At 62.2% G+C, this 22,811-nt stretch carries 19 protein-coding genes and 1 tRNA gene; 17 read left to right on the top strand and 3 right to left on the bottom strand.

The genetic code is table 11. The features are described from left to right. Position 1: 1 nt before the first annotated feature. From nuoF to B0E55_RS22630, 17 genes are all read left to right on the top strand, one after another. A complete protein-coding gene (nuoF, locus tag B0E55_RS22710) occupies positions 2 to 1,321 on the top strand; it encodes an NADH-quinone oxidoreductase subunit NuoF (RefSeq protein WP_019748171.1) in 1,320 nt (439 codons plus the stop codon). Further along, the gene (locus B0E55_RS22705) at positions 1,318 to 3,735 is read left to right on the top strand and encodes an NADH-quinone oxidoreductase subunit G (RefSeq protein ID WP_080910515.1); all 2,418 of its coding nucleotides are present in this window, start codon (positions 1,318 to 1,320) and stop codon (positions 3,733 to 3,735) included. Before nuoF ends, B0E55_RS22705 begins: the two co-directional genes overlap by 4 nt. After that, complete coding sequence (nuoH, locus tag B0E55_RS22700) at positions 3,732 to 5,087, top strand: NADH-quinone oxidoreductase subunit NuoH (protein WP_080910514.1); 1,356 nt, start codon at positions 3,732 to 3,734, stop codon at positions 5,085 to 5,087. The genes B0E55_RS22705 and nuoH overlap by 4 nt, the downstream gene beginning before the upstream one ends. Next, the gene (nuoI, locus tag B0E55_RS22695) at positions 5,080 to 5,667 is read left to right on the top strand and encodes an NADH-quinone oxidoreductase subunit NuoI (protein WP_070385268.1); all 588 of its coding nucleotides are present in this window, start codon (positions 5,080 to 5,082) and stop codon (positions 5,665 to 5,667) included. Before nuoH ends, nuoI begins: the two co-directional genes overlap by 8 nt. Beyond that, entirely contained in the window at positions 5,664 to 6,461 is a 798-nt protein-coding gene (locus tag B0E55_RS22690; RefSeq protein ID WP_070385269.1) for an NADH-quinone oxidoreductase subunit J, read from the top strand. The genes nuoI and B0E55_RS22690 overlap by 4 nt, the downstream gene beginning before the upstream one ends. Continuing rightward, on the top strand, positions 6,458 to 6,757 hold the full coding sequence (gene nuoK / locus B0E55_RS22685) for an NADH-quinone oxidoreductase subunit NuoK (protein WP_003942238.1): 300 nt from the start codon (positions 6,458 to 6,460) through the stop codon (positions 6,755 to 6,757). The genes B0E55_RS22690 and nuoK overlap by 4 nt, the downstream gene beginning before the upstream one ends. A gap of 1 nt (position 6,758) precedes the next feature. Then, positions 6,759 to 8,651, top strand: coding sequence for an NADH-quinone oxidoreductase subunit L (gene nuoL / locus B0E55_RS22680; protein WP_021333588.1), 1,893 nt, complete (start codon positions 6,759 to 6,761; stop codon positions 8,649 to 8,651). Then, entirely contained in the window at positions 8,645 to 10,249 is a 1,605-nt protein-coding gene (locus B0E55_RS22675; protein ID WP_080910513.1) for an NADH-quinone oxidoreductase subunit M, read from the top strand. Before nuoL ends, B0E55_RS22675 begins: the two co-directional genes overlap by 7 nt. Further along, on the top strand, positions 10,246 to 11,841 hold the full coding sequence (gene nuoN / locus B0E55_RS22670; RefSeq protein ID WP_029255227.1) for an NADH-quinone oxidoreductase subunit NuoN: 1,596 nt from the start codon (positions 10,246 to 10,248) through the stop codon (positions 11,839 to 11,841). The genes B0E55_RS22675 and nuoN overlap by 4 nt, the downstream gene beginning before the upstream one ends. A 4-nt stretch (positions 11,842 to 11,845) precedes the next feature. Further along, entirely contained in the window at positions 11,846 to 12,529 is a 684-nt protein-coding gene (locus B0E55_RS22665; RefSeq protein WP_031333292.1) for a lysoplasmalogenase, read from the top strand. Positions 12,530 to 12,559: 30 nt separating this feature from the next. Then, positions 12,560 to 13,144: an RNA polymerase sigma factor gene (locus B0E55_RS22660; protein ID WP_080910512.1), complete on the top strand. Its 585-nt coding sequence runs from the start codon at positions 12,560 to 12,562 to the stop codon at positions 13,142 to 13,144. Next, positions 13,141 to 13,860 carry a hypothetical protein gene (locus B0E55_RS22655; RefSeq protein ID WP_080910511.1) on the top strand — a complete coding sequence of 240 codons (720 nt, stop codon included), beginning with the start codon at positions 13,141 to 13,143 and terminating at the stop codon, positions 13,858 to 13,860. Before B0E55_RS22660 ends, B0E55_RS22655 begins: the two co-directional genes overlap by 4 nt. 20 nt (positions 13,861 to 13,880) lie before the next feature. Next, positions 13,881 to 14,507, top strand: a complete 627-nt coding sequence (locus B0E55_RS22650; protein WP_029255223.1) for a class I SAM-dependent methyltransferase — start codon at positions 13,881 to 13,883, stop codon at positions 14,505 to 14,507. A gap of 103 nt (positions 14,508 to 14,610) precedes the next feature. After that, positions 14,611 to 14,681, top strand: a tRNA-Cys gene (locus tag B0E55_RS22645). A 121-nt stretch (positions 14,682 to 14,802) separates the two neighbouring features. Continuing rightward, positions 14,803 to 15,594 carry an ABC transporter ATP-binding protein gene (locus tag B0E55_RS22640; RefSeq protein WP_080910510.1) on the top strand — a complete coding sequence of 264 codons (792 nt, stop codon included), beginning with the start codon at positions 14,803 to 14,805 and terminating at the stop codon, positions 15,592 to 15,594. Next, positions 15,591 to 17,216, top strand: a complete 1,626-nt coding sequence (locus B0E55_RS22635) for a hypothetical protein (protein WP_047889318.1) — start codon at positions 15,591 to 15,593, stop codon at positions 17,214 to 17,216. Before B0E55_RS22640 ends, B0E55_RS22635 begins: the two co-directional genes overlap by 4 nt. A gap of 1,022 nt (positions 17,217 to 18,238) precedes the next feature. Beyond that, the gene (locus B0E55_RS22630; protein ID WP_080910509.1) at positions 18,239 to 19,687 is read left to right on the top strand and encodes an MFS transporter; all 1,449 of its coding nucleotides are present in this window, start codon (positions 18,239 to 18,241) and stop codon (positions 19,685 to 19,687) included. On the opposite strand, the gene B0E55_RS22625 is transcribed toward B0E55_RS22630, so the two are convergent. From B0E55_RS22625 to B0E55_RS22615, 3 genes are read right to left on the bottom strand one after another with little or no spacing between them, the layout of a single operon-like run. Next, positions 19,636 to 20,481, bottom strand: a complete 846-nt coding sequence (locus B0E55_RS22625) for a siderophore-interacting protein (RefSeq protein ID WP_080910508.1) — start codon at positions 20,479 to 20,481, stop codon at positions 19,636 to 19,638. The genes B0E55_RS22630 and B0E55_RS22625 overlap by 52 nt on opposite strands. Then, positions 20,478 to 21,779, bottom strand: a complete 1,302-nt coding sequence (entS, locus tag B0E55_RS22620; protein WP_007735127.1) for an enterobactin transporter EntS — start codon at positions 21,777 to 21,779, stop codon at positions 20,478 to 20,480. The genes B0E55_RS22625 and entS overlap by 4 nt, the downstream gene beginning before the upstream one ends. Then, a complete protein-coding gene (locus tag B0E55_RS22615; RefSeq protein WP_080910528.1) occupies positions 21,776 to 22,789 on the bottom strand; it encodes a Fe2+-enterobactin ABC transporter substrate-binding protein in 1,014 nt (337 codons plus the stop codon). The genes entS and B0E55_RS22615 overlap by 4 nt, the downstream gene beginning before the upstream one ends. Positions 22,790 to 22,811: the final 22 nt, after the last annotated feature.

Raw genomic sequence — 22,811 nt, 5'->3', positions numbered from 1 at the left:
CATGACACTCGCCCCCGTCCTGAGTCGATACTGGGATCAACCGAATTCATGGACCCTCGACAGCTACCTTCGCCGCGACGGCTACCAGGCGCTGCGCAAAGCGCTGGCCACGCCCCCCGACGCCGTGATCGAAACCGTCAAGGACGCGGGCCTGCGCGGACGTGGCGGCGCGGGCTTCCCGACCGGCCTCAAGTGGAGCTTCATCCCCCAGGTCTCCGAAGACAAGCCAGGAGACGGCAAGCCTCACTACCTCGTCGTCAATGCCGACGAGTCCGAACCGGGCACATGCAAGGACATGCCGTTGATGATGGCGACCCCACACACGTTGGTGGAGGGAGTGATCATCGCGGCGTACGCAATTCGAGCAGCGAAGGCGTTCATCTACGTCAGAGGTGAGGTTGTCCCGGTTCTGCGACGCCTGCAGACCGCTGTCGCCGAGGCTTACGCGGCTGGATATCTGGGCCGCAACGTCCTCGGTTCGGGTTTCGATCTGGATCTCGTCGTCCATGCCGGAGCCGGCGCCTATATCTGTGGGGAAGAGACGGCCCTCCTCGATTCGTTGGAGGGACGACGCGGTCAGCCTCGACTGCGGCCGCCGTTCCCCGCTGTCGCCGGTCTCTATGCCTGCCCGACCGTCGTCAACAACGTCGAGTCCATCGCGAGTGTTCCGTCGATCGTCCTGGGCGGCCCGGAGTGGTTCCGGTCGATGGGAAGTGAGAAGTCACCGGGATTCACGCTGTATTCGCTCTCGGGTCATGTCACCACCCCCGGCCAGTACGAGGCTGAACTCGGGATCACCTTGCGCGAGCTGCTCGAATACGCAGGCGGGGTCCGCGCTGGACACACCCTCAAATTCTGGACTCCCGGCGGATCCTCGACACCGATCTTCACCGACGAACATCTCGATGTCCCACTCGACTACGAGGGCGTCGGCGCCGCGGGATCCATGCTCGGTACCAAGGCCTTGCAGATATTCGACGAGACAACCTGCATCGTGCGTGCGGTGTTGCGATGGACCGAGTTCTACGCTCACGAATCCTGCGGTAAATGCACGCCGTGCCGCGAGGGCACGTACTGGCTGGTGCAGATCCTGCGTCGGCTCGAAGGTGGAACAGGAACCGAGGCCGATCTCACCAAACTTCTCGATATCTCGGACACGATCCTCGGAAAGTCCTTCTGCGCGTTGGGTGATGGAGCGACCAGCCCGATCATGTCTTCCTTGAAGTACTTCCGCGAGGAATACGTAGCGCATTTCGACGGTAACGGATGCCCGTTCGATCCTCACCGGTCCGTTCTCGCGACAGGAGCGTTCGTCTCATGACTGCAGCCGACGCCACCACTGGAACCGATGCGGCACCGCCGATTGATCTCGTCACCCTCACCATCGACGGCCGGGAACTCCAGGTCCCCAAGGGCACGTTGATCATTCGCGCTGCGGAGATGATCGGCACCCAGATTCCGCGGTTCTGCGATCATCCTCTATTGGACCCGGTCGGTGCTTGCCGCCAGTGCATCGTGGAAGTCGAAGGTCAACGCAAGCCGGTGGCGTCCTGCACGACACCGGTTGCGGACGGAATGGTCGTCACCACACAGCTCACGTCGCCTGTGGCCGAGAAGGCGCAACGCGGGGTGATGGAACTCCTGCTCATCAACCACCCTCTGGACTGCCCCGTGTGCGACAAGGGCGGCGAGTGTCCGCTCCAGAACCAGGCGATGTCGACCGGTCGCACCGAATCCCGGTTCGGTGAGGAGAAAAGGACCTACCCCAAGCCCATCCCCCTCTCGTCCGAGATCCTCCTCGACCGCGAGCGTTGTGTCCTCTGCGCCAGGTGCACGCGATTCTCGAGTCAGATCGCCGGCGACCCGTTCATCGATCTCCTCGAGCGCGGCGCGCTTCAACAGGTCGGAATCTACGCCAACGAGCCCTTCGAGTCCTACTTCTCGGGCAACACCATCCAGGTTTGCCCGGTCGGCGCGCTCACCAGTACGGCATATCGATTCCGGGCGCGACCGTTCGATCTGGTGTCCAGCCCCAGCGTGTGTGAACACTGCGCCGACGGATGTGCTCAGCGCACCGACCACCGTCGCGGAAAGGTTCTCCGTCGTCTCGCCGGGGACGACCCCGACGTCAACGAGGAATGGAACTGCGACAAGGGGCGCTTCGCTTTCACGTACACGACCCAAGGTGATCGGATCACCACTCCCCTGATCCGCAACGCTGACGGCGAATTGATTCCGGCGTCGTGGCCCATGGCACTCGACCTCGTTGCGCGATCCTTCGCGCAGGCCCGCGGTGACGCAGCCGTACTCGTCGGCGGACGCTCTACCTTGGAGGACGCCTACGCCTACGGTAAGTTCGCGCGAGTTGCTCTCGCTACCAACAACATCGATTTCCGAATCCGCGCTCACTCAGCCGAAGAGGAAGGTTTCCTCTCAGCTCACGTCGCTGGCCGCACACTCGAAGAGTCGGTGACTTACCAGGACCTCGAATCTGCCCCGACCGCGTTGCTGGTAGCTCTCGAGCCCGAGGAAGAGTCACCGATCATCTTCCTGCGACTGCGCAAGGCCGCACGTTTCGGCAAGACGACGGTGCTCTCCAGCGCTCCATTCGCTACGCGCGGCCTGCAGAAGATGGGCGGTGGTCTACTTCGGACCGTACCCGGAAGTGAAGCAGCTCTGATGGATTCGTTGTCCCACCCCAGCAGTGAGGAGGGTCAACTCCTCCGGCAGCCCGGTGCTGTGATCCTGCTGGGTGAGCGACTGAGTGCGGTAGCAGGCGGCTTCGCCGCGGCGCTGCGACTCGCCGAATCGACGGGAGCTTCTTTGGCTTGGGTACCACGCCGCGCTGGTGATCGCGGCGCCGTCGAGGCCGGCGCGCTACCGGGATTGCTTCCCGGCGGACGCCCCGTTGCGGACCCGGCAGCCCGTCAGGAGGTGGAATCAGTGTGGGGGGCCTCCATCCCGGTATCCGACGGTCGCGACGCCGCGAGTCTGCTGGATCCGGGGCAGACGACTGCTGCGCTTCTTGTCGGCGGCGTCGAGTTGAGTGATCTCCCGAACCCGGCGAAGGCAAGGGCCGCGATCGAAGCCGCAGGGTTCGTTGTGAGTTTGGAGATCCGTCACAGCGGAGTCACCGAACTCGCCGACGTCGTCTTCCCGGTGGCACCGGTCGCCGAGAAGCCCGGAACCTTCCTCGACTGGGAAGGCCGCGAGCGCGTGTTCGACACCGCGTTGAGAACGACAGGAGTAATGCCGGATCAGCGCGTTCTCCACGCGATCGCAGCCGAGATGGGCATCGATCTGGGCCTACCCGACGCAGATTCCGCACGCTCGGAGATACATCGCCTCGGCGCTTGGTCCGGATCGCGCCCCACCTCGCCTCAGGTCCCGTCAGGCACCATGCCCACACCGGCACTGGGCGAGGCAGTGTTGTCGAGTTGGCGAATGTTGCTCGACAACGGCCGATTGCAAGACGGCGAGCCCAACCTGGCGGGTACGGCACGGCCGTCGCTCGTGCGTTTGTCGGCCGAGACCGCTGCCGAGGTCGGCGCCGACAACGGCGATCACGTTGCGGTGACGACTGAATCCGGTTCCATCACATTACCGTTGGAGATCACCGACCTCCCGCCTCGAACAGTCTGGCTCCCGCTCAATTCACCGGGTAGCACGATCTACGAAACGCTCTGCGTCACCGCGGGGTCCGTGGTGAAGATTGCGAAGGCGGGAGCGCAATGAACACCCACGAGTACGGGACGGTCGCAGCTCCGGTCGACCTGTCGGCGTTCGGGCACGACCCGTGGTGGTTGGTGATCGGCAAGGCTCTCGCAATCTTCGTGTTCCTCGTACTCACCCCGCTGGTGGCGATCTACGCGGAACGAAAGGTCATGGCACGCATGCAGATGCGTGTCGGACCGAACCGCGTCGGCCCCCGTGGAATGCTCCAGAGCCTCGCTGACGGAATCAAGCTCGCCCTCAAGGAGGGCATCACACCGAGCGGCGCCGACAAACCGATTTACCTCCTCGCGCCCGTCATCGCGGTCGTGCCCGCCTTCATGGCTTTTGCCGTCATCCCGTTCGGTCCACAGGTGTCGATTTTCGGAACCCGGTCACCTCTGCAACTGACCGATCTACCGGTCGGCGTTCTGTACATCCTGGCCGTCACTTCTATCGGTGTGTACGGGATCGTCCTTGCCGGCTGGTCTTCGGGATCGACGTATCCCCTACTGGGCGCACTTCGATCGACCGCTCAGGTCATCTCGTACGAGGTAGCGATGGGCCTGTCTTTCGCTGCCGTTTTCCTCTACGCCGGCACGATGTCCACGTCCGGCATCGTCGACGCCCAACAGGGAGCCTGGTACGTCTTTCTCCTCCTGCCGTCCTTCCTGATCTACGTGACAGCCATGGTCGGCGAAACCAACAGGGCTCCCTTCGACCTTCCCGAGGCCGAGGGTGAGCTGGTAGGTGGGTTCCACACCGAGTACTCCTCCCTCAAGTTCGCGATGTTCATGCTGGCCGAGTACGTGAACATGGTGACGGTGTCCGCTCTGGCCACCACGCTGTTTCTGGGCGGGTGGCACGCACCGTTCCCGTTCAATCTTTGGGACGGCGCCAATTCCGGTTGGTGGCCGGTGTTGTGGTTTGTCGCGAAAGTGTGGGGCTTCCTCTTCGTCTTCATCTGGTTGCGCAGCACGCTTCCTCGATTGCGCTACGACCAGTTCATGAATCTCGGCTGGAAGGTTCTGATCCCAGCAGCTTTGGTATGGGTGATGGTGATCGCGACCGTTCGTGCGTTCCGCAACGAGGGCTACAACACCTGGGTCGTACTTCTCTGCGTCGCACTGGTTCTCGGAGCTGCGCTCCTGATCGTGTTGGCCGGGACTTACCGCGGCCGACGCCGAACTGCCGCGTTGGTCACCGCTTCGGGGACCTTGCCTTTCGATGCAATGTCGGGCGGCTTCCCGGTTCCACCGCTGCCTGGTCAAAAACTGCCTGGTCAAAAACTGCCTGGTCAAAAACTGCCTGGTCAGAACGTGCCACCGCCGCGACGCACAGATGTTTCCGACACATCGGAGGACTCCCATGCCTGAATTCCTCGGACCTATCGCGGGTTTCGGAGTGACGCTCTCGACCATGTTCAAGAAACCCGAGACCGAGTTCTATCCGGAGGAGAAGCGCCCCACCGCGCCCGGATACCACGGTCGCCATCAACTCAACCGGTATGCGGACGGACTCGAGAAGTGCATCGGTTGCGAACTGTGTGCCTGGGCCTGCCCCGCCGACGCGATCTATGTCGAGGGTGCTGACAACACCGAAGAAGAACGGTTCTCCCCCGGTGAGCGCTACGGGCAGGTGTATCAGATCAACTACTTGCGGTGCATCGGCTGCGGCCTCTGCGTCGAGGCCTGCCCCACTCGGGCCCTCACGATGACCAACGAGTACGAGATGGTCGACGACAATCGAGCTGGGTTGATCTACGAGAAGGACCGATTGCTCGCGCCCCTGAAACCCGACATGACAGCGCCACCACACGCGCTGCGTCCCGGCACAACTCAGGACGACTACTACCGCGGCGACATCACAGCAGTACCCGAACAAGCAGCACCCGAACAAGCAGTACCCGAACAAGCAGTACCCGAGCGAGAGCCGAACCCGGAGACCGAGAAATGATCGCGGCGGTCACCACCACGATCCTGGCGGAGGGAACGATGACATCGACCTCCACCGGCGAGGCGGTGCAGTTCTGGATCCTCGGAACCCTTGCGGTGATCAGCGCTTTGGGTGTCGTCGCCGCTCCCAAGGCCGTCTACTCTGCACTCTTCCTTGCGATGACGATGATCATCCTGGCCGTGTTCTACATCGTGCAGGGCGCACTGTTCCTGGGTGTCGTTCAGATCGTCGTCTATACCGGCGCGGTGATGATGTTGTTCTTGTTCGTCCTGATGCTGGTGGGCGTGGATTCTTCGGACTCCCTGGTCGAAACGCTACGCGGACAACGAGTCAGCGCGATCGTGATCGGCGTCGGATTCGGGCTACTCCTTATCGGCGGCCTCGGAAATGCGTCGATCTCGGGCTTCACCGGATTCACCGGACTCGACCAGGGCAACATCGACGGACTCGCCGATCTCATCTTCATCCGCTACGTCTGGGCCTTCGAACTGACCGGCGCACTGCTGATCACGGCGACACTCGGCGCAATGATGCTCGCGCACCGGGAGAAGATCGGAGCCACACTCAGCCAACGCGAACTCTCCAAGCAACGATTCGCGTACCTGGGCAGCGATGAAGACAATCCCGAAAAGGGCTCGGCCACTCCACTCCCCAGTCCCGGCGTGTACGCACGTCACAACGCAGTGGACATGCCGGCCTTGTTGCCGGACGGAACGTTCTCGACGCTCTCGGTCAGCAGCGCGCTCACTCCACGTTCCCCGGATCCGAGCACCGGTGAGGAGACTCAGCGATGAATCCCGAGAACTATCTGTATCTGTCCGTCCTGTTGTTCACGATCGGAGCTGCAGGAGTCCTCCTGCGCCGCAACGCCATCGTGGTGTTCATGTGTATCGAATTGATGCTCAACGCCGCCAACTTGGCGTTCGTGACCTTCGCGCGCATGCACGGCAATCTGGACGGCCAGATCTTCGCCTTCTTCACGATGGTGGTCGCTGCGGCCGAAGTAGTCGTCGGCCTGGCAATCATCATGATCATCTTCCGATCTCGGCGTTCTGTATCCGTCGACGACGCAGACCTGCTGAAGTACTGATATGTCAGGAGGAATCACGTCCGCCATCTGGTTGCTCCCCGCCCTGCCGCTGTGCGGCGCCGCTGTCCTTTTGCTGGCCGGTCGTCGCACGAACGCGTGGGGTCACCTGCTTGCCTGCGTCATGGCTATCGCGTCGTTTGTCGTCGCAGTGGTGTTTTTCATCGCCATGCTCGGCCGTGACACCGCCGACCGCACCGTCACCGAGCACCTGTTCAGTTGGGTCCCGGTCGACAGTCTTCAGGTCGAGTTCGGACTGCAACTGGACCAACTGTCGATGTGTTTCGTTCTGCTCATCACCGGTGTAGGTTCGCTGATCCACATCTACTCGGTCGGATACATGGCGCACGACCCCGAGCGTCGTAAGTTCTTCGCGTACCTCAATCTTTTCCTCGCTGCAATGCTGCTTCTGGTGCTCGCCGACAACTTCCTCGGACTCTACGTCGGCTGGGAAGGTGTCGGTTTGGCGTCATACCTGCTGATCGGCTTCTGGCAGCACAAGCCGTCGGCGGCGACTGCTGCCAAGAAGGCTTTTGTCGTCAATCGGGTGGGCGACATCGGATTGATGATCGCAATGATGTTGATGTTCAGCACATTCGGCTCGCTCTCGTTCAGCAATGTCTTCGGCGACGCGTCCGGCGCAAGCGAAGGTGTCCTGACGGCGATCGGTCTGATGCTCCTCCTCGCTGCGTGCGCGAAGTCGGCGCAAGTGCCGCTGCAGTCGTGGCTCGGCGACGCGATGGAGGGCCCTACCCCCGTTTCGGCTCTGATTCACGCGGCCACGATGGTCACCGCCGGCGTCTACCTGATCGTGCGCTCCAATCCGATCTTCGATCTCGCGCCCGACGCTCAACTCGTGGTTGTCATCGTCGGTGCCGTGACGCTCCTGTTCGGTGCGATCATCGGCTGCGCGAAGGACGACATCAAGAAAGCGCTCGCCGCATCGACCATGAGTCAGATCGGATACATGGTCCTGGCCGCAGGTCTCGGACCAGCCGGATACGCCTTCGCAATCCTTCATCTGATCACCCACGGATTCTTCAAGGCGGGCCTGTTCCTCGGCGCCGGCTCCGTGATGCACGCGATGAACGACGAAACCGACATGCGACGCTACGGCGGACTCCGGGCGTTCATGCCACTGACTTTTGTCACGTTCGGGCTCGGATATCTTGCCATCATCGGTGTTCCGCCATTTGCCGGGTTCTTCTCCAAGGACAAGATCATCGAGGTTGCAATCGGCGAGGGCGGCGTCAAGGGTGTTGTGCTCGGCATCGTCACGCTCTTGGGTGCGGCGCTCACTGCCTTCTACATGAGCCGCGTGATGCTGATGACCTTCTTCGGGAAGGCTCGCTGGGAGAACCAGAAACCTCACGAATCTCCGGCGGTGATGACGTCTCCGATGATCATTCTGGCGGTGGGATCCGTCGGGGCCGGCATGCTCCTGACCATCGGGTCCAGCTTGCAGAACTGGCTGGAACCGGTTGTCGGCTCCCATCACGTCGAACCGCCGATACCCGCATGGTCGATCACCGCGCTGGCGCTGCTCGCAGTTGCCGCCGGCGTCGCGATTGCTTATCGCGAGTACGCCACACGGGAGATTCCCGTGGTGGCACCGACTCCGGTTTCTCCGTTGACCGTTGCGGCTCGCCGTGATCTGTACGGTGACGCCTTCAACGAGGCGGTGTTCATGAAGCCGGGACAACAACTCACCAAGTCGCTGGAAGTGGTCGACACCAAGGGAATAGGCGGCGTCGTGGGTAGCTTTGCGGTGGTCGTCACCGGGTTGTCCACGCTCACGCGGAAGCTGCAGACCGGGTTCGTTCGTTCGTACGCGCTGGTGATGTTTGTCGGAGCAACACTCGTGGTCGCGACAATGATGGCGGTGACACTGTGGTGATCGAAGCGGCGGTGAGCGACTCTGTGACCAATGCCGGCTTCCCTGCGCTGACGGCGCTCTGGCTGCTTCCGCTCATCGGAGCGGGTGTTGTCCTCGCTCTGCCTGCACGGTCGTACCAATTTGCCAAATCTCTCGCGCTGGCAGTGTCCGTGGCAGTCCTGGTGATCGCCGGCGGTCTCGGAGTTGCGTTCGACCGCGGCGGCGGGCAGTTTCAGTTCGTCGAAAGCCATAGCTGGATACCGGCTTTCGGTACCAGCTACACACTCGGACTTGACGGCATCGCACTCGTTCTGGTTCTTCTCACCGCAGTGCTGGTGCCATTACTACTGATCGCGGGCTGGAACGACGTCCCCGCGGACCCGGCATCACCCAAGCGGATGCCGCACACCTATTTCGCGCTGATCCTTGTTGTCGAGTCCATGGTGATGATTTCGTTCAGCGCCTTGGATATTCTCCTGTTCTATATTTTCTTCGAGGCAATGCTGATACCGATGTATTTCCTCATCGGCGGGTTCGGTGGAGTTGGCCGATCGCGGGCGGCCGTGAAGTTTCTGCTCTACAACCTCCTCGGCGGCCTGGTTATGCTCGCTGCGGTCATCGGCCTGTACGTGGTCACCACGCGCGACGAGAGTCCCTTCACCAGCGGCACTTTCGACTTCCGAGCGATCGCGTCCGCGGCGAGCAGCGGTGAACTCGGCGTCGGACCCGGGGTGCTCAATGCCTTGTTCCTCGGATTCATGTTCGCGTTCGCGGTCAAGGCACCGCTCTGGCCGCTACACAGTTGGTTGCCGGACTCCGCAGTGGAATCGACTCCGTCGACAGCAGTGTTGATGATGGCGGTCGTGGACAAGGTAGGCACCTTCGCGATGATTCGCTACTGCCTGCAACTGTTCCCGGAGTCGTCGTCGACTTTTGCACCGTGGATCATCACGCTCGCCGTGATCGGGATCGTCTACGGCGCAATACTGGCGATCGCGCAGACAGACGTCATGCGACTGATCGCCTACACGTCGATTTCACACTTCGGCTTCATCATTCTCGGAATCTTCGCGATGACCAGCCAGAGCCAGGCAGGTTCCGCGCTGTACATGGTCAATCACGGAATCTCCACCGCCGCGCTGTTCTTGATTGCGGGCTTCCTGGTCTCGCAGCGAGGTACACGATCTATCTCGGCGTACGGCGGCGTCCAGAAAGTCGCACCCGTCCTAGCCGGCACATTCCTCGTTGCGGGGTTGGCAACACTGTCGCTGCCGGGTCTCGCGCCGTTCGTCAGTGAGTTCCTGGTGCTGATCGGAACGTACTCGCGCTACCACGTGGCCGCTATCGCGGCGACTGTCGCGCTTGTACTGTCCGCGATCTACATACTCTGGCTCTATCAGCGCATGATGGGCGGACCGGTGAAGGAAGGGCAGGGAACGATCCGCGACCTCGCGCGACGCGAACTCGTGGTGGTCGCCCCTCTGATCGCACTCCTCCTGCTCCTCGGCATCTACCCCAAGCCTGCCTTGGACGTCATCACTCCTGCAGTGAGCCACACGGTCGTCTACGAGGCACCAACGCCGCTCGTCGCCGACCACGAAGGAGGTGTCCACAAATGAGTTCCTTCAACGACGTGACCATCCTCGGCTCGGCCGACGCGGCATCACCCAGTATCGAATACAGCCTGCTCGCGCCGATGTTGATCGTGTTCGGTGTTGCGGTGGTCGGGGTACTCATCGAAGCCTTTGCACCCCGGCGTATTCGGTACCCAGTGCAACTCGTTCTCGGTGTCGGAGGTTTGGCGGCTGCGTTCGTGGCAGTGCTTCTGCTCGCCGGCACGCGGTCGACGGCGATGATGGGTTCTGTTGCGGTCGACGGACCGACGCTGTTCTTGCAGGCCACGATCCTTCTTGTGTCGATCCCCGCGGTACTGCTGATTGCCGAGCGAGGCTCGGGCAACACCGCCGAAGTGATTGCGCAACATGACGCGCTCGGCAGTTTCACACCTCAAGCGTCGAGCGTCCCGGGAAGTGTTGCGGAGCAAGAAGCAGTGAAGGTCGGTATCGCCCAGACCGAAGTCTTTCCGCTCACGCTCTTTGCGGTCGGCGGTATGTTGCTGTTTCCGGCTTCGAACGATCTACTGACGATGTTCGTTGCGCTCGAAGTGTTCTCACTGCCTCTGTATCTCCTGTGTGGTCTGGCACGCAGACGTCGCCTGCTCTCCCAGGAAGCTGCGCTCAAGTACTTTCTGCTCGGGGCATTTTCGTCGGCGTTCTTCGTTTTCGGAATTGCGTTGCTGTACGGCTATGCCGGGACGGTCACGCTCTCCGGTATCGCCGACGCAGCACGCATCGGGTCGGGCACCGACGCCTTCCTCTGGCTCGGAACGGCCCTGGTGGCAGTGGGGTTGCTGTTCAAAGTCGGTGCAGTGCCGTTTCATTCGTGGATTCCCGACGTCTATCAAGGGGCGCCGACGCCGATCACCAGTTTCATGGCAACTGCGACCAAGATTGCCGCGTTCGGCGCCATCCTTCGCGTCTTCTACGTGGCCCTGCCCAATGAATACGTGAACTGGCGCCCACTGATGTGGGCGGTCGCGATTCTCACGATGGTTGTCGGATCGATCGTTGCCGTGACGCAGACCGATATGAAGCGAATGCTGGCCTATTCGGCGATCGCGCACACCGGATTCATTCTGACCGCCGTGGTGGCGGACTCGGATGCCGGCCTCGCCTCGGCGATGTTCTATCTTCTGGCTTACGGATTCAGCACCGTGGGTGCGTTCGCCGTCGTCAGTGTGGTCCGGGACGCTGACGGTGAGGTCGCTGCGCTGTCGCGCTGGGCCGGATTGGGCAGACGCTCACCATTGGTCGGCGTTGTGTTTGCACTGTTCCTGTTGGCTTTCGCCGGGATTCCGTTGACCAGTGGGTTCATCGGAAAGTTCGCGGTGTTCAGCGCGGCCGCCGAGGGTGGGGCCGCGCCTCTCGTGATCGTCGGCGTCCTGTGCAGCGCGATCGCCGCCTACTTCTACGTGCGAGTGATCGTGTTGATGTTCTTCACCGAATCGGCGGAAGACGCACCGACCGTCGTGGTGCCGAGTGCACTGACCAGCAGTGTGATCGGCCTCGGCGCCGGTGTAACGCTCATCCTCGGCATACTCCCCCAGCCGGCGCTCGATCTCGCCGAGCGTGCAGCGGACTTCGTGCACTGAGCCGATGCGTGAATCTGTTCGCGACGCCGGACTGCCGAGTACCTTCCGGTCGCCATGGTTTGTCGGGTTTTCCGCGGTGGCGATTCTTCATCTGATCCTGAATGCCGCTGATGCTGTGCCCTGGGACGGGATCACCAAGGTCATGCTCGCGCCGATTCTGGCTGCCTGGGTTGTCGACCAAGGCGGACCGAGGATTGTTGCTGCTGCGCTGATTGCCTGCGCTTTCGGAGACCTGTTCCTGATCTGGGACTCCACGTTTGTCATCGGGATGGCCGCCTTCGCGATCGGTCACGTCTGTTTCATCCGATTCTTTCTCTCGCACGGCGCTCTTCGGGAGATACGAAGGCGGCCATGGTTTTTGTGCGCGTACGCCGTTGCCGGAATTGCCCTTGTGTCGTACGCCTGGACCGGTCTCGAACCGGCACTTCGGATTGCCGTCCCTGTGTACGCCGCAATCCTGGTGGGAACCGCGTCCACCGCACTGGCCTACAACACGATCACCGGTATCGGCGGCGCACTGTTCCTCACCTCTGACGCCCTGATCCTGCTCGGTCAGGCGAACAAGTGGCAGCCTGCCGCTGCCGGCATCTGGATCATGACGCTGTACATCCTTGCGTTGTTGCTCCTGACCGTCGGAATCCTCGGCCGGAGTAACACGGCATACCGTCCATTGGCGCCCACGCTGTAAGGATCAGCAACCAGCCGGACATCTCTTCTTATGACGCCGAAATCCGAGGACGGGCCACCACCGAGCGACGAAGAGCGTTTCACCGTCCTGTGGGACGCCTACGCCGGTCGGGTGTTCGCGTACACCTGCCGCCACGTTGATCATCACAGCGCACAGGAAGTTGTCTCCGAGACGTTCCTCGTTGTCTGGCGACGCTTGGACGAGGTGCCCGAACAGGCACTTCCATGGCTGTTGGTGGTGGCTCGAAACACCCTGAACAACAACCGTCGAAGTGTTCGGCGCCACGATGCGTTGACCGAGAAGATGCGACGAATCGAGCAGATCGCGGCATCGACGCCGGGCGCCGACGTTACTGTCACCGACCGCACGGAACTGCTCGAAGCACTGGCAACACTCACCGTCACCGAGCGTGAAGCCCTACTCCTGACTGCCTGGGACGGATTGACCGCCACCGAAGCAGCGCGGGTCGCCGGGTGTTCGGTTCCAGCCATGCATGTTCGACTCTTTCGCGCTCGGCGTCGATTGAGCACCGGGTTGGCTTCAGAACCTGACACCGCGATCCCGATGAACACCGCCCGACCTTGCGCTGCCGCCGAACACGGGAGTACTCCATGAGCAAAGATTTGCTGACCACCCTCGAGAAGCTGCGGCCGACCGATTCTCTTTCCGCCGAACTCTGGCCCGAGAACGTCCAGGTTGCCGCTCGCATCCGAATCATCGCTGACGAAAACAACATTGGAACACCCAGAGTTCCACGCCGCCGGGTAGGCGCCGTAGCTCTCGTCGCGATGCTCTGTGCAGCGGGAATGGTGGGCTGCGCTGCTGCCACGGCGATGATGCCTAAACCGTTTACGGATATGTACTCGGGTTGGCAGACCATGCCGGGAACCAACGGCGGAATAGATCCGTCCACCGCCGAGCGGGTCGGGTCCATCCCCGGACCTGACGGAACCGTGTTCAGCGTCTTCGTTGCCCACGGCGCTGATGGCTGGAGGTGCGTCGCCCCGGTTTTCGAGACGTCATCCGAGACCGACAAGGTTGGTCCGTCGAAATTCATCAGCCTCGGACACGGCTGCAGATCGAACGACGACTTGTACGGCGCAGATTCATTCGGGGGCGGCGCCGGGTACGAGGCCGGTTCGCACGAGGCGACCTACGACGCAGGGGCGGGAGGTGCCGTTCGGGCCGAACTTCACACCGCAGACGGCCAAATCTATCCGACAATTCTTGCCGAAGACCGCTTCTACGGATGGATTCCCCTCTCGCTCACCTTCCCGCGTCCAACTCTCGTCGGATATGCCGCAGACGGGACGGTCGTCGGCACCCGGTGAGCTGTCGGTACCCTCGAAAGATGACTGCACAGGCCCCGAACGAGCGCATCCCCAGCCAGTGGGAAGAGATCACTGCAGCCGACTCGACGCATTCCACACGATATGTCGAGCGTTTCCGTTCCATGAGAGCGGACGGCAAGGACATTGTCGGGGAAGCACGTTTGATCGACGCGATGCTCGGACGCGGTGGCCGGGTTCTCGATGCAGGGTGCGGGCCGGGCCGACTCGGCGGTTATCTGCACGACGTCGGGCATGTGGTTGTCGGAGTCGACGTTGACCCGGTTCTCATCGCTGCCGCGGAGGAGGACCACCCCGGCCCGACGTGGCTTGTCGGCGATCTCTCCGAGCTCGATCTACCGGCCCGCGGTGTCGAGGCGAATTTCGACGTCATCGTGTCGGCAGGCAACGTGATGGCGTTTCTCGCTCCGTCAACCAGGCACGCAGTATTGTCAGGATTTGCTGGTCATCTCGCTCCGAGCGGCCGAGTGGTCATCGGATTCGGTGCCGGCCGTGGCTACGAGTTCCCCGAGTTTCTCGCCGACGCGGCCGCGAGTGGCCTCGAGGCTGATCTGCTGCTGTCCACGTGGGACCTGCGCCCGTTCAAGGACAATTCCGAATTCCTGGTCGCGGTGTTCTCCCGCGCCTAGCCCGCCAGTTCACCGCCTTCCCCACAATCCGTCACATGGCGATCAATTCACCCTGATCACAATCCTGGCGACTGTTGTTCACTACGAACATAATTGGATCAATGCGGGTGTGGCCGAGCGGCAAGGCAGCGGTCTGCAAAACCGTCCACGCAGGTTCGACTCCTGCCATCCGCTCAGCTTGCGAACCAGCGACTCATGCCGCGACCAACCACCTACCAATGACATTCGGTGCACGCAGCCTGCATCGCTCCGCTCTGTCTCCGCGCACAGGGCTCCGGACAGTTACCCTCGATCGATGCACCCTCTCCCCGAGACAGGCCAGTTGCCTCCCGGACCGATGGCCTTACAGGTGGAACACCTCTGCATGGCGTTCGGCGCGAAAGTTGCTGTGAACGACCTTTCCCTCGCGGTGCCCTCAGGTTCGTTGTTCGGCCTGGTGGGCCCTAACGGTGCGGGAAAAACGACCACACTGTCGATGGCTGTCGGATTGCTTCGCCCGCACTACGGTCGCAGCCTGGTGTACGGCTACGACGTGTGGAACGACCCTGTGGCAGCGAAGAGTCTGCTCGGCGTTCTACCCGACGGTCTGGCGCTACCCGCCCAGTTCACCGGTCATGAACTACTCACCTATTTCGGGCGACTGCGCGGCATGCCAGAGGACGTCATCGCGTCACGACGCGACGAACTGTTGGCCGCGCTCGATCTCGCCGATGTAGGTGGAACGGTCATCGCCGACTATTCAGCGGGTATGACGAAGAAAATCGGGTTGGCCTCGGCCTTGTTGCACGGCCCTCGCTTACTGGTACTGGATGAGCCGTTCGAAGCTGTCGACCCCATTTCTTCGGCCGGAATTCGGAGCATTCTGCTCTCGTTCGTCCACTCAGGTGGCTCGGTCATTCTTTCCAGTCACGTGATGGCCCTTGTCGAACAACTGTGTACTCACATCGGAGTCATCGCAGACGGGCGCGTCGTGGCTTCAGGAACGGTCGACGAGGTGCGCGCAGGCAACACACTCGACGAGGCATTCGTTCGTCTTGTCGGCAGCCGCAGTCCCAATCCCGACGGACTGTCATGGATGCGCGCATGACCACCACCAGCTTTTCACCGACACACTGGAACACGTCGGACTCTGTGTGGCGCACGGTCCTTCGAATGCGCATGACCCTCTACAAACGTCAATTCACCGGCGGCAGAGCCGTCATCAAAGTCGTGGCAGCACTCTTCGGGGTTCTGGGGGCGGCTCTGCTGTGCCTGCAAGCCTCGGGGACGAGCGCGGGCTCTTCCGAACTCGTCAGCGGCACAACCAGTCTCGCACTGTCGGCTATCGGCGTGATGTGGATCTTGATGCCGATCATGTCTGGTCTGTCAGATGACAATCTTCACCCCAGACAGTTCCAACTACTCCCCCTGGAACCCGTCCGACTCGCCAGAGCACTGTTCTCGACGTCGCTGGTCGGTATGACCGTGCCGATTACCGCGTTGGCTGCAGCAGCGATTCCAATTTATGCCGCTACACACCACCCTGCCGCACTGCCATTGGCCATTATCGCTTGGCCCGCAACGGTCCTGCTCATTGTCGGCACCTCACGGGTCGCGATGCTGGCGATGTCGCAGCTCCTGCGGAGTCGTCGCAGCCGCGAACTGGGACTGTTGGTATTCGGCACGTTCTTCGGCGGACTGTATCTGCTGCAATTTCCGCTGCAGAGTCGCCTCGGCACGGTCGTGGACGGCGACGTCACGTGGCCGCTCACGGTCGCGCATTCGATACCGTTCGCGTGGGGAATCACCAGTGTCGACGCAGCAGCAGGAGGCGCCTGGCTCCTCGCCGCCGGAGCAGTCCTCGCCCTGGTGCTGGTCGATCTCGCACTGCTGTGGTCATGGCAACGCCTGGTCGTTCGCTACTTCAACGGGAAGGTCGCAGAATCAGCGGGCGCCACTTCCGTGCAATTGAAGAACCAGGGCCGCGACATTCGAACCGGTTGGCGCGCATCCCGACTGGGCACCGTCATCTCTCGCGAGCTTTCGCTCTGGCACGGAGACATGCGCCGACGAACACAACTGCTCTCCGTTGCCATCATGACCTTGGTCTCCGGCTTCGGACCGCTGATCTCGTCATCGATCCCCTTCTCCGCCGCATGGGGTGCCTGGTTCCTGATCTACCTGGCAATGGCAGCCGGATCGAATCTGTACGGATTCGACGGCGCATCGATCTGGCATCTGGTGATGATCCCCGAAGCCGCTGCCGCTGACGTCCGGGGCCGACAAATCGCGTGGGCAATCGTGATGACACCCTTCGTGGTCGTCGCAACAGCTGCTGTACGGATCTTCGGGGACCTCGGGACCGACCGACTGGCCGTGCCGATCGCCGTCGGCATTTCGATGATGGGAGTCGGTGCAGGATTGGTAGTGGCGATATCCGCCAAAGCGCCCTACCCGGTTCCGGAGATGAAGAAGACGTTCTCCTTCAACACCCGCGGGTCCTTCAACGGCTCGTCCTTCGGACTGATCATCCTCGCCATCGTCATCTTCGCCGCGACAACGGCGCCCGGCGTTCTACTCGGGGCGCTGCTACCAAACCCGGTGAACTATTTCGCCATCCCTGTCGCTGTTGCGATTGGTGCACTTGGTGCTTGGATCGGGGGCCGCGTCGCGATCACCCGTATGCAACGCGAGCCGGATCGGATTCTGTTCGCGGTTACCACCACATGATCGTTGCCCAGATAGTCCGAGAATTTCTGGGCGTCAGCGCAGTAGCCGCAGCTTGCACCAAAAAACTCAGTCTGGACAATCGGATCTATCAGGTAGCTAGGTAGGGCAGCCTCATCGGGTTCGGTCCTCGCATATCGCCGTCGCGCTTTCGTGACATAGCTTCCGCTCGAGCCGAACCATTGCCCTGGAAACATCGCACCACCAAGATGTTTGGCATGCCCCCGGAGCACCACGGTTCCGTACGTGTCGCCGAACGTCCCGGCCGATGCGGGAACTGCGCGCACCCGGCCCCTTCGCTCGAGCGCGGCTGGATCGAGCGCTGCCTCAGGTTCGCACCGCAGCCCGCTCGGTGCGCAGAAATCCTGGTGATGGACCACTACACCGGAGCGATGGAATTCTGCCGGTGCCGACATCCGTTCCACGGGTCCTGATCGCGCCGGATCCTCGAGATCCGCTGCCGAGCCGAGTCCCTCGGCGCCCCGGCTCGACAGCGAAATCACACCTGAATCAGCTCAGCGAACTCAGCAGCGGCTCGAGCAGCTTGTAGAGCTCGAAGATGCCGATGATCGTTGAAATAGAACCCATGATGATCCTCCGTGATTCGTGAACTTTCCGTGACGTCGCGTCACAGGCAGAAAGCTAACAAACCCGGCATTCAAACGGGGACCTTGGATGTGTCCGGCAGATGAACTCCCTGCTGGCAGAGCCCTTTTGGTGACCAGCGTCATGTTCGACGAGAAATACGCCTCATCGTCACATCACCTGACCCTGACCGACCACAACAGCGAAAGTCTGCCGGTTGTGGTCTCGCGATACTTCGCGCCAATTCCGCCCCATCCGGCTCTTGCTTTGTGCGCTGAATCCGATTACATTTCTCCACAATAACGGTACGCGTAACGAAATAACAAGACGCTCTACCGCACTGACCTATATACCCAGTGCCACAACCCTTCCGGACTCTTGCTGGGGCGGCGCTTCGTCGTGTCCAGAAGCCCCTCACTCCCCGATCGAAAGAGAGCACGATGACCACAGAGAGCATCTCCGGAAATCAGCCGCGACCGGTAGCAACTATCGCAAGCATGACCCTGCTGATCGCTGCCGTCGCCGCGCTCGAAAGCATCATCGTCCCCGCACTCCCCCTGATACAGAGAGACTTCGGAGTGACGGCCGACGTCGGAGCGCTCGCATCCGTCGCTCTGACGTTGAGCACTGTTCTCGTCACGCCGATGGCCGGGCGAATAGCCGACGTGTACGGCGCCCGCCCCACCTTGCTCGCGATCACGACAATCGTCGTCCTGGGCGGCAGCGTGTCCGCTCTTGCAACGATCTTCCCGCTGTTCGTCCTCGGCCAGTTTCTCCAGGGATTCGGGCTCGCGTTGTTGCCCGTGAGCTTCGTGGTCCTACGACGCACTTTGTCCTCGGACCGACTCAAGACGGCCACGGGTTTGCTCGGGGCTGTCGTCGTGGCCGGCGGCGCTCTGGGAGTCGTGCTGGCGGGACCCGTCGCGGAAAACGTCTCACGCACCGCGATGTATGCAGTTCCGACCGCGTTCGTTTTGCTCGGCGCAATTGCTTTTGCCGTGAGCACACCACGAGATCATATGTCGAACGTCGGCGGCCGACTCGATTGGCCGGGAGCTGCCGGATTGGCTCTGGGCTTGTTGACGCTGACGGCGTGGCTGGCGAGCGCATCGAGCAACGGGTGGGGCGCACCGACGTCGATGCTGCTGCTTCTCGCTTCCGCTGCCGTGTTCACGATCTGGGCCAGGTATCAGAGCCGGACAACCGAGCCGATGGTCGACCTGACGATGATGCGGCATCGTTCGATGTGGAGCGCCGTGGTCGTCGGCGTGGTTTTCGGGTTCACCTACGGCGCTGTTGTCTATCTACTTCCGCAGCAACTCGCCGTGCCGGCAGAGAGCGGATTCGGCCGCGGTGCGTCGACCAGCGCCATCGGCTTCCTGCTGTGCGTCGGCTACGGCGCAGCGGTCATCGCGTCGGTGATCTCCGGAAAGCTCGCGCAACGGGTCGGCACGAAAGCCATTGCGGTAGCGGGAGTTGCCTTTCTCGGCCTCAGCGGCGCCGCCGGGGTCTTTGCAACCACGATGTGGCAGATCGTTGTGGTGCTGATCCTTGCGGGTACCGGCGTTGCCGCCGCGTCGACGGCAGTGTTCGTCATCTCCGCCGACAGCGCACCGGCAGACCGCGTAGGTGTCACGACGGCAATAGTCACGATCGCCAGATCGCTGGGTTCTGCTGTGGGAACCCAAATTGCCGCCGGGATCATCGCGAGCGCGACTTCATCCGGCGGCCTTCCCCAGCACTCGGCATTCGCCACGGCTTTCGGAGTGGCGGCAATCGTTGCGATTGTCGGACTCGTTGTCGCGGTGACGATGCCGAAACCGGCGTCAACCGATGTTCAGTGGTCGTCGTCGTCCTCGTCGAAGTCTGCGACTCCGCGCTTCCAGTAGCCCGTGATCAGGTGGTCGCCCGAACTCAGGCCGAGTTCGTCGCGCACGAATCTGCGAATCGGCTTGAGACTGGTGGCCTCACCGGAGATCCAGGCGTAGACGCGCTCACCTTCGGGCACGGTGACCGTCCGGACTGCCTGCTCGAGCAGATCCGAGTGACCGGCTGGGACGTCACCGCGGTGCAGCCATCGCACCTCGACTCCTTCCGGAACAGTGAGTTCGATTTCCTGTGAAGGGTCGGTGATCTCGACGAACACCCACCCGGCGGCAGCAGCGGGCATCATCTCGAGCCAACGAGCAATGGCAGGAAGGGCGGTGATGTCACCGGCCAGCAGATAGCGGTCGTACGTCCATGGAACTACGACGCCGCCGGGTGGACCTGCCACGTGCACCCGAGTGCCGACGGTGGCCGCCTGAGCCCAATCAGAGGCGTACCCACCTTCGTGGAGCGCGAAGTCGAGGTCCAGCTCCTCCGCCTCGGCGTCGTATCGACGGACGGTGTACTCACGCGAGATCGGCAATGGACGAGGCCACTTCAGGCTGAATCCGTCGCGTTCGGGTAGACGCAAAGTTCCGTCTGCATCCGGGTACACCAGGCGGACATGCTCGTCGGGAGCGTGCGATTCGAAGCCCTCCAACTCCGGTCCACCCAAGGTCAGACGCAACAGTCCGGTCCCGACCATTTCGCTGCGAACAACTTCGAGTTCGCGAATGCCGATGGGGTACGGCACTTTTGCGCCGGTGGTTCCCGCCAGAACTTCGGCGATGGTCGCGAGGTGGTCTCCTCGGTTCATGAACTACCTTCCTTTTCCGGCGGAGCATTCCCCACCGGCACAGTGTTTTCGGAGAGATCGACTTCGTTGATCTCCGAAGTTACCCGGCGCACCGAACCCAATGCTGCCAGGAGCACCAGGCCCAGTGTCACACCGGCGAGCCCCAAGACCAGTAGCGCGGCGCCAGGCTCGAGCCACTGCCCGAGGAACCCGGCTGCCATCGAACCGATCGCCGTACCCGTGACGGCTTGCACCATCCACAGACTGGACACGCGTCCGCGCAATTCGTCCGGCGTGTTCTGTTGAAGGACTGCAAATCTCAGAATGTCGTTGAGTGCGCGGCCGAGGCCGAATCCGGCCAGGCCCAGGAACGCGACAATCGCTGCTCCCGACGCACCCAGTACCACCAGGCCGAGAGGCATCAGCGCAACAGAGATCAACATCGCGGCGCCGTTGCGGTGGACTCGTCCCGTCCACCCGCTGGTGAGGGAACCGACCACAGCGCCGACAGCGGGGGCGCCGTAGAGCAGACCGAGCATGGTGGGTCCGCCGCCGAGAACCTGGTCGACGAAGGCAGGCAGCAACACCATAGGCCCGCTGACGAACATGACCAACAGTCCGCTGATCAGGATGCCGCGAATGACTGTGTGCGTGCCGGCGAATTTCACGCCGGTCACAAGCGCGCGCATCGGGCTTTCGTGATTCGTGCCCGGTGCAGGGGAAGGGCCGATGGCTTGGAACAACGTGACAGTTGCTGCGGTGGCCACCGCAGCAACAAAGTATGTCGCGGGGATGCCGCCGGAGGCGATGATCACGCCGGCGATTGCCGGCGAGATCATCGTCCCGATGTCGGTGGTCAGCGCTACCAAAGCGCCGGCCGCAGCCATCTTGTTGCGCGGCAACAACGTCGGCATCAAAGCCATCAAGGCCGAGCTGCTGACACCGCCGGCCAAGCCGTCGACGGCTGCCGCGACGTAGATGACCCACATCGACGGGTGTGGCAAGAGCGCATTGCACCCGAGAATGACAAAGCCGAGACCCGCAGCACTGCGGGCCAACTGGATAGTGCGTCGCCGGTCGTAACGATCAGCGAGCACACCGCCGAACAGGCTGCCGAAGAACATGGCGATGGCCATCGCCGTGGACACTCCGGCAACCTGCAAGGTCGAGCCGGTGAGCTGGTACGTCTGTGCGGGAACGGCTACGACGAGCAGTCCGATCCCGAGCAGCGAGATCAATCGCGCGGAAAACGCGTACCTGAATGGACGGCTGGTCCGCAACGGTGAAACATCGATCACCAGCCCACCGAATCGAGTCATGCGAAGGTCTGGCCGATCAGGTCGAGCGTAGCCATTGCGCCGTCATAGTCAGGACGGTAGCTGGTGGCGGGGAGCTCGAACGTCGTGCCTGCCTTGAAGGACGGCAGCTGCGAGTAGAGCGGATCGGTGGCAAGTTCGGCCATCGGGCGACCGGACACCGGAATCACAAAGGCGACAGGAGCATCGGCGACCTGCGAGAGCAGTTCCGGGCTGACCTCGAACGAGTCACCCGAGCCGAAGAGCTGCGGGTTGCCGGCCTTGGCCATGACGTCGTCGGCCTTGAAACCGAGCTCGGCGAGCATTGCGGGGAGCGCTGCCGTCGGCGGCACGAGGTACGGCTCGTTGTTGGCGAGCGAGAGAATGTAGACGACGTTGCCCTCGGGAACCTTGATCTTGCCCTTGACCTCTTTGACCTTGTCGTCGTACGCGCTGATCAGTGCCGGAACCTTGTCCGAACGACCTGCGGCATCGGCGACGATCTCGAGCTGCTTGTCCCAGTTGGCAACCGTCTTGGGGACCAACACGGTGGGTGCGATAGCAGTCAGCTGGTCGTAGAGTTCCTCGGCCTGAACCGAGGTGATGCCCTGTCCACCGCCGATGATCAGGTCGGGTTCAGCCGCCGCGACGGCTTCGATGTTGAGCTGTTCGCCGGCCGGCAATTCCTTGGTGCCCTGCGCCTTTGCGGCATCCGACCATGCCGGCGGGAATCCACCGTCGAGGTTCGTGACACCGAGGACGCGGGTATCGGTGGCAACCACCGGTGCGTCCAGGGCGTACAGGTATCCGGCGAGACCGCCGCTCAGAACCACGATGCGCTCCGCCGACGCGGGCACGGTGACCGAGCCCTTTTCGGTTTCGATCACGCGCGTCGTGGGCTCTGCAGCCTTGGTCGGTTCGTCGTTCGAATCGCTACTGCAACCGATCATCGCCACGAGTGCGACGATCAGCAACCCTGCGATGGCGACGAATCGTCGCCAACTCCGTATCGCGAGGGGCGGTGTGGACTTCATCATTGAGCTCCCATTGTGTTTC

Origin of the sequence: Rhodococcus sp. 66b (assembly GCF_002076325.1) — a bacterium.
Lineage (GTDB): Bacteria > Actinomycetota > Actinomycetes > Mycobacteriales > Mycobacteriaceae > Rhodococcus_F > Rhodococcus_F erythropolis.
Note: the sequence above shows the minus strand (reverse complement) of the source record. Positions and strands in the feature narration are given on the sequence as shown.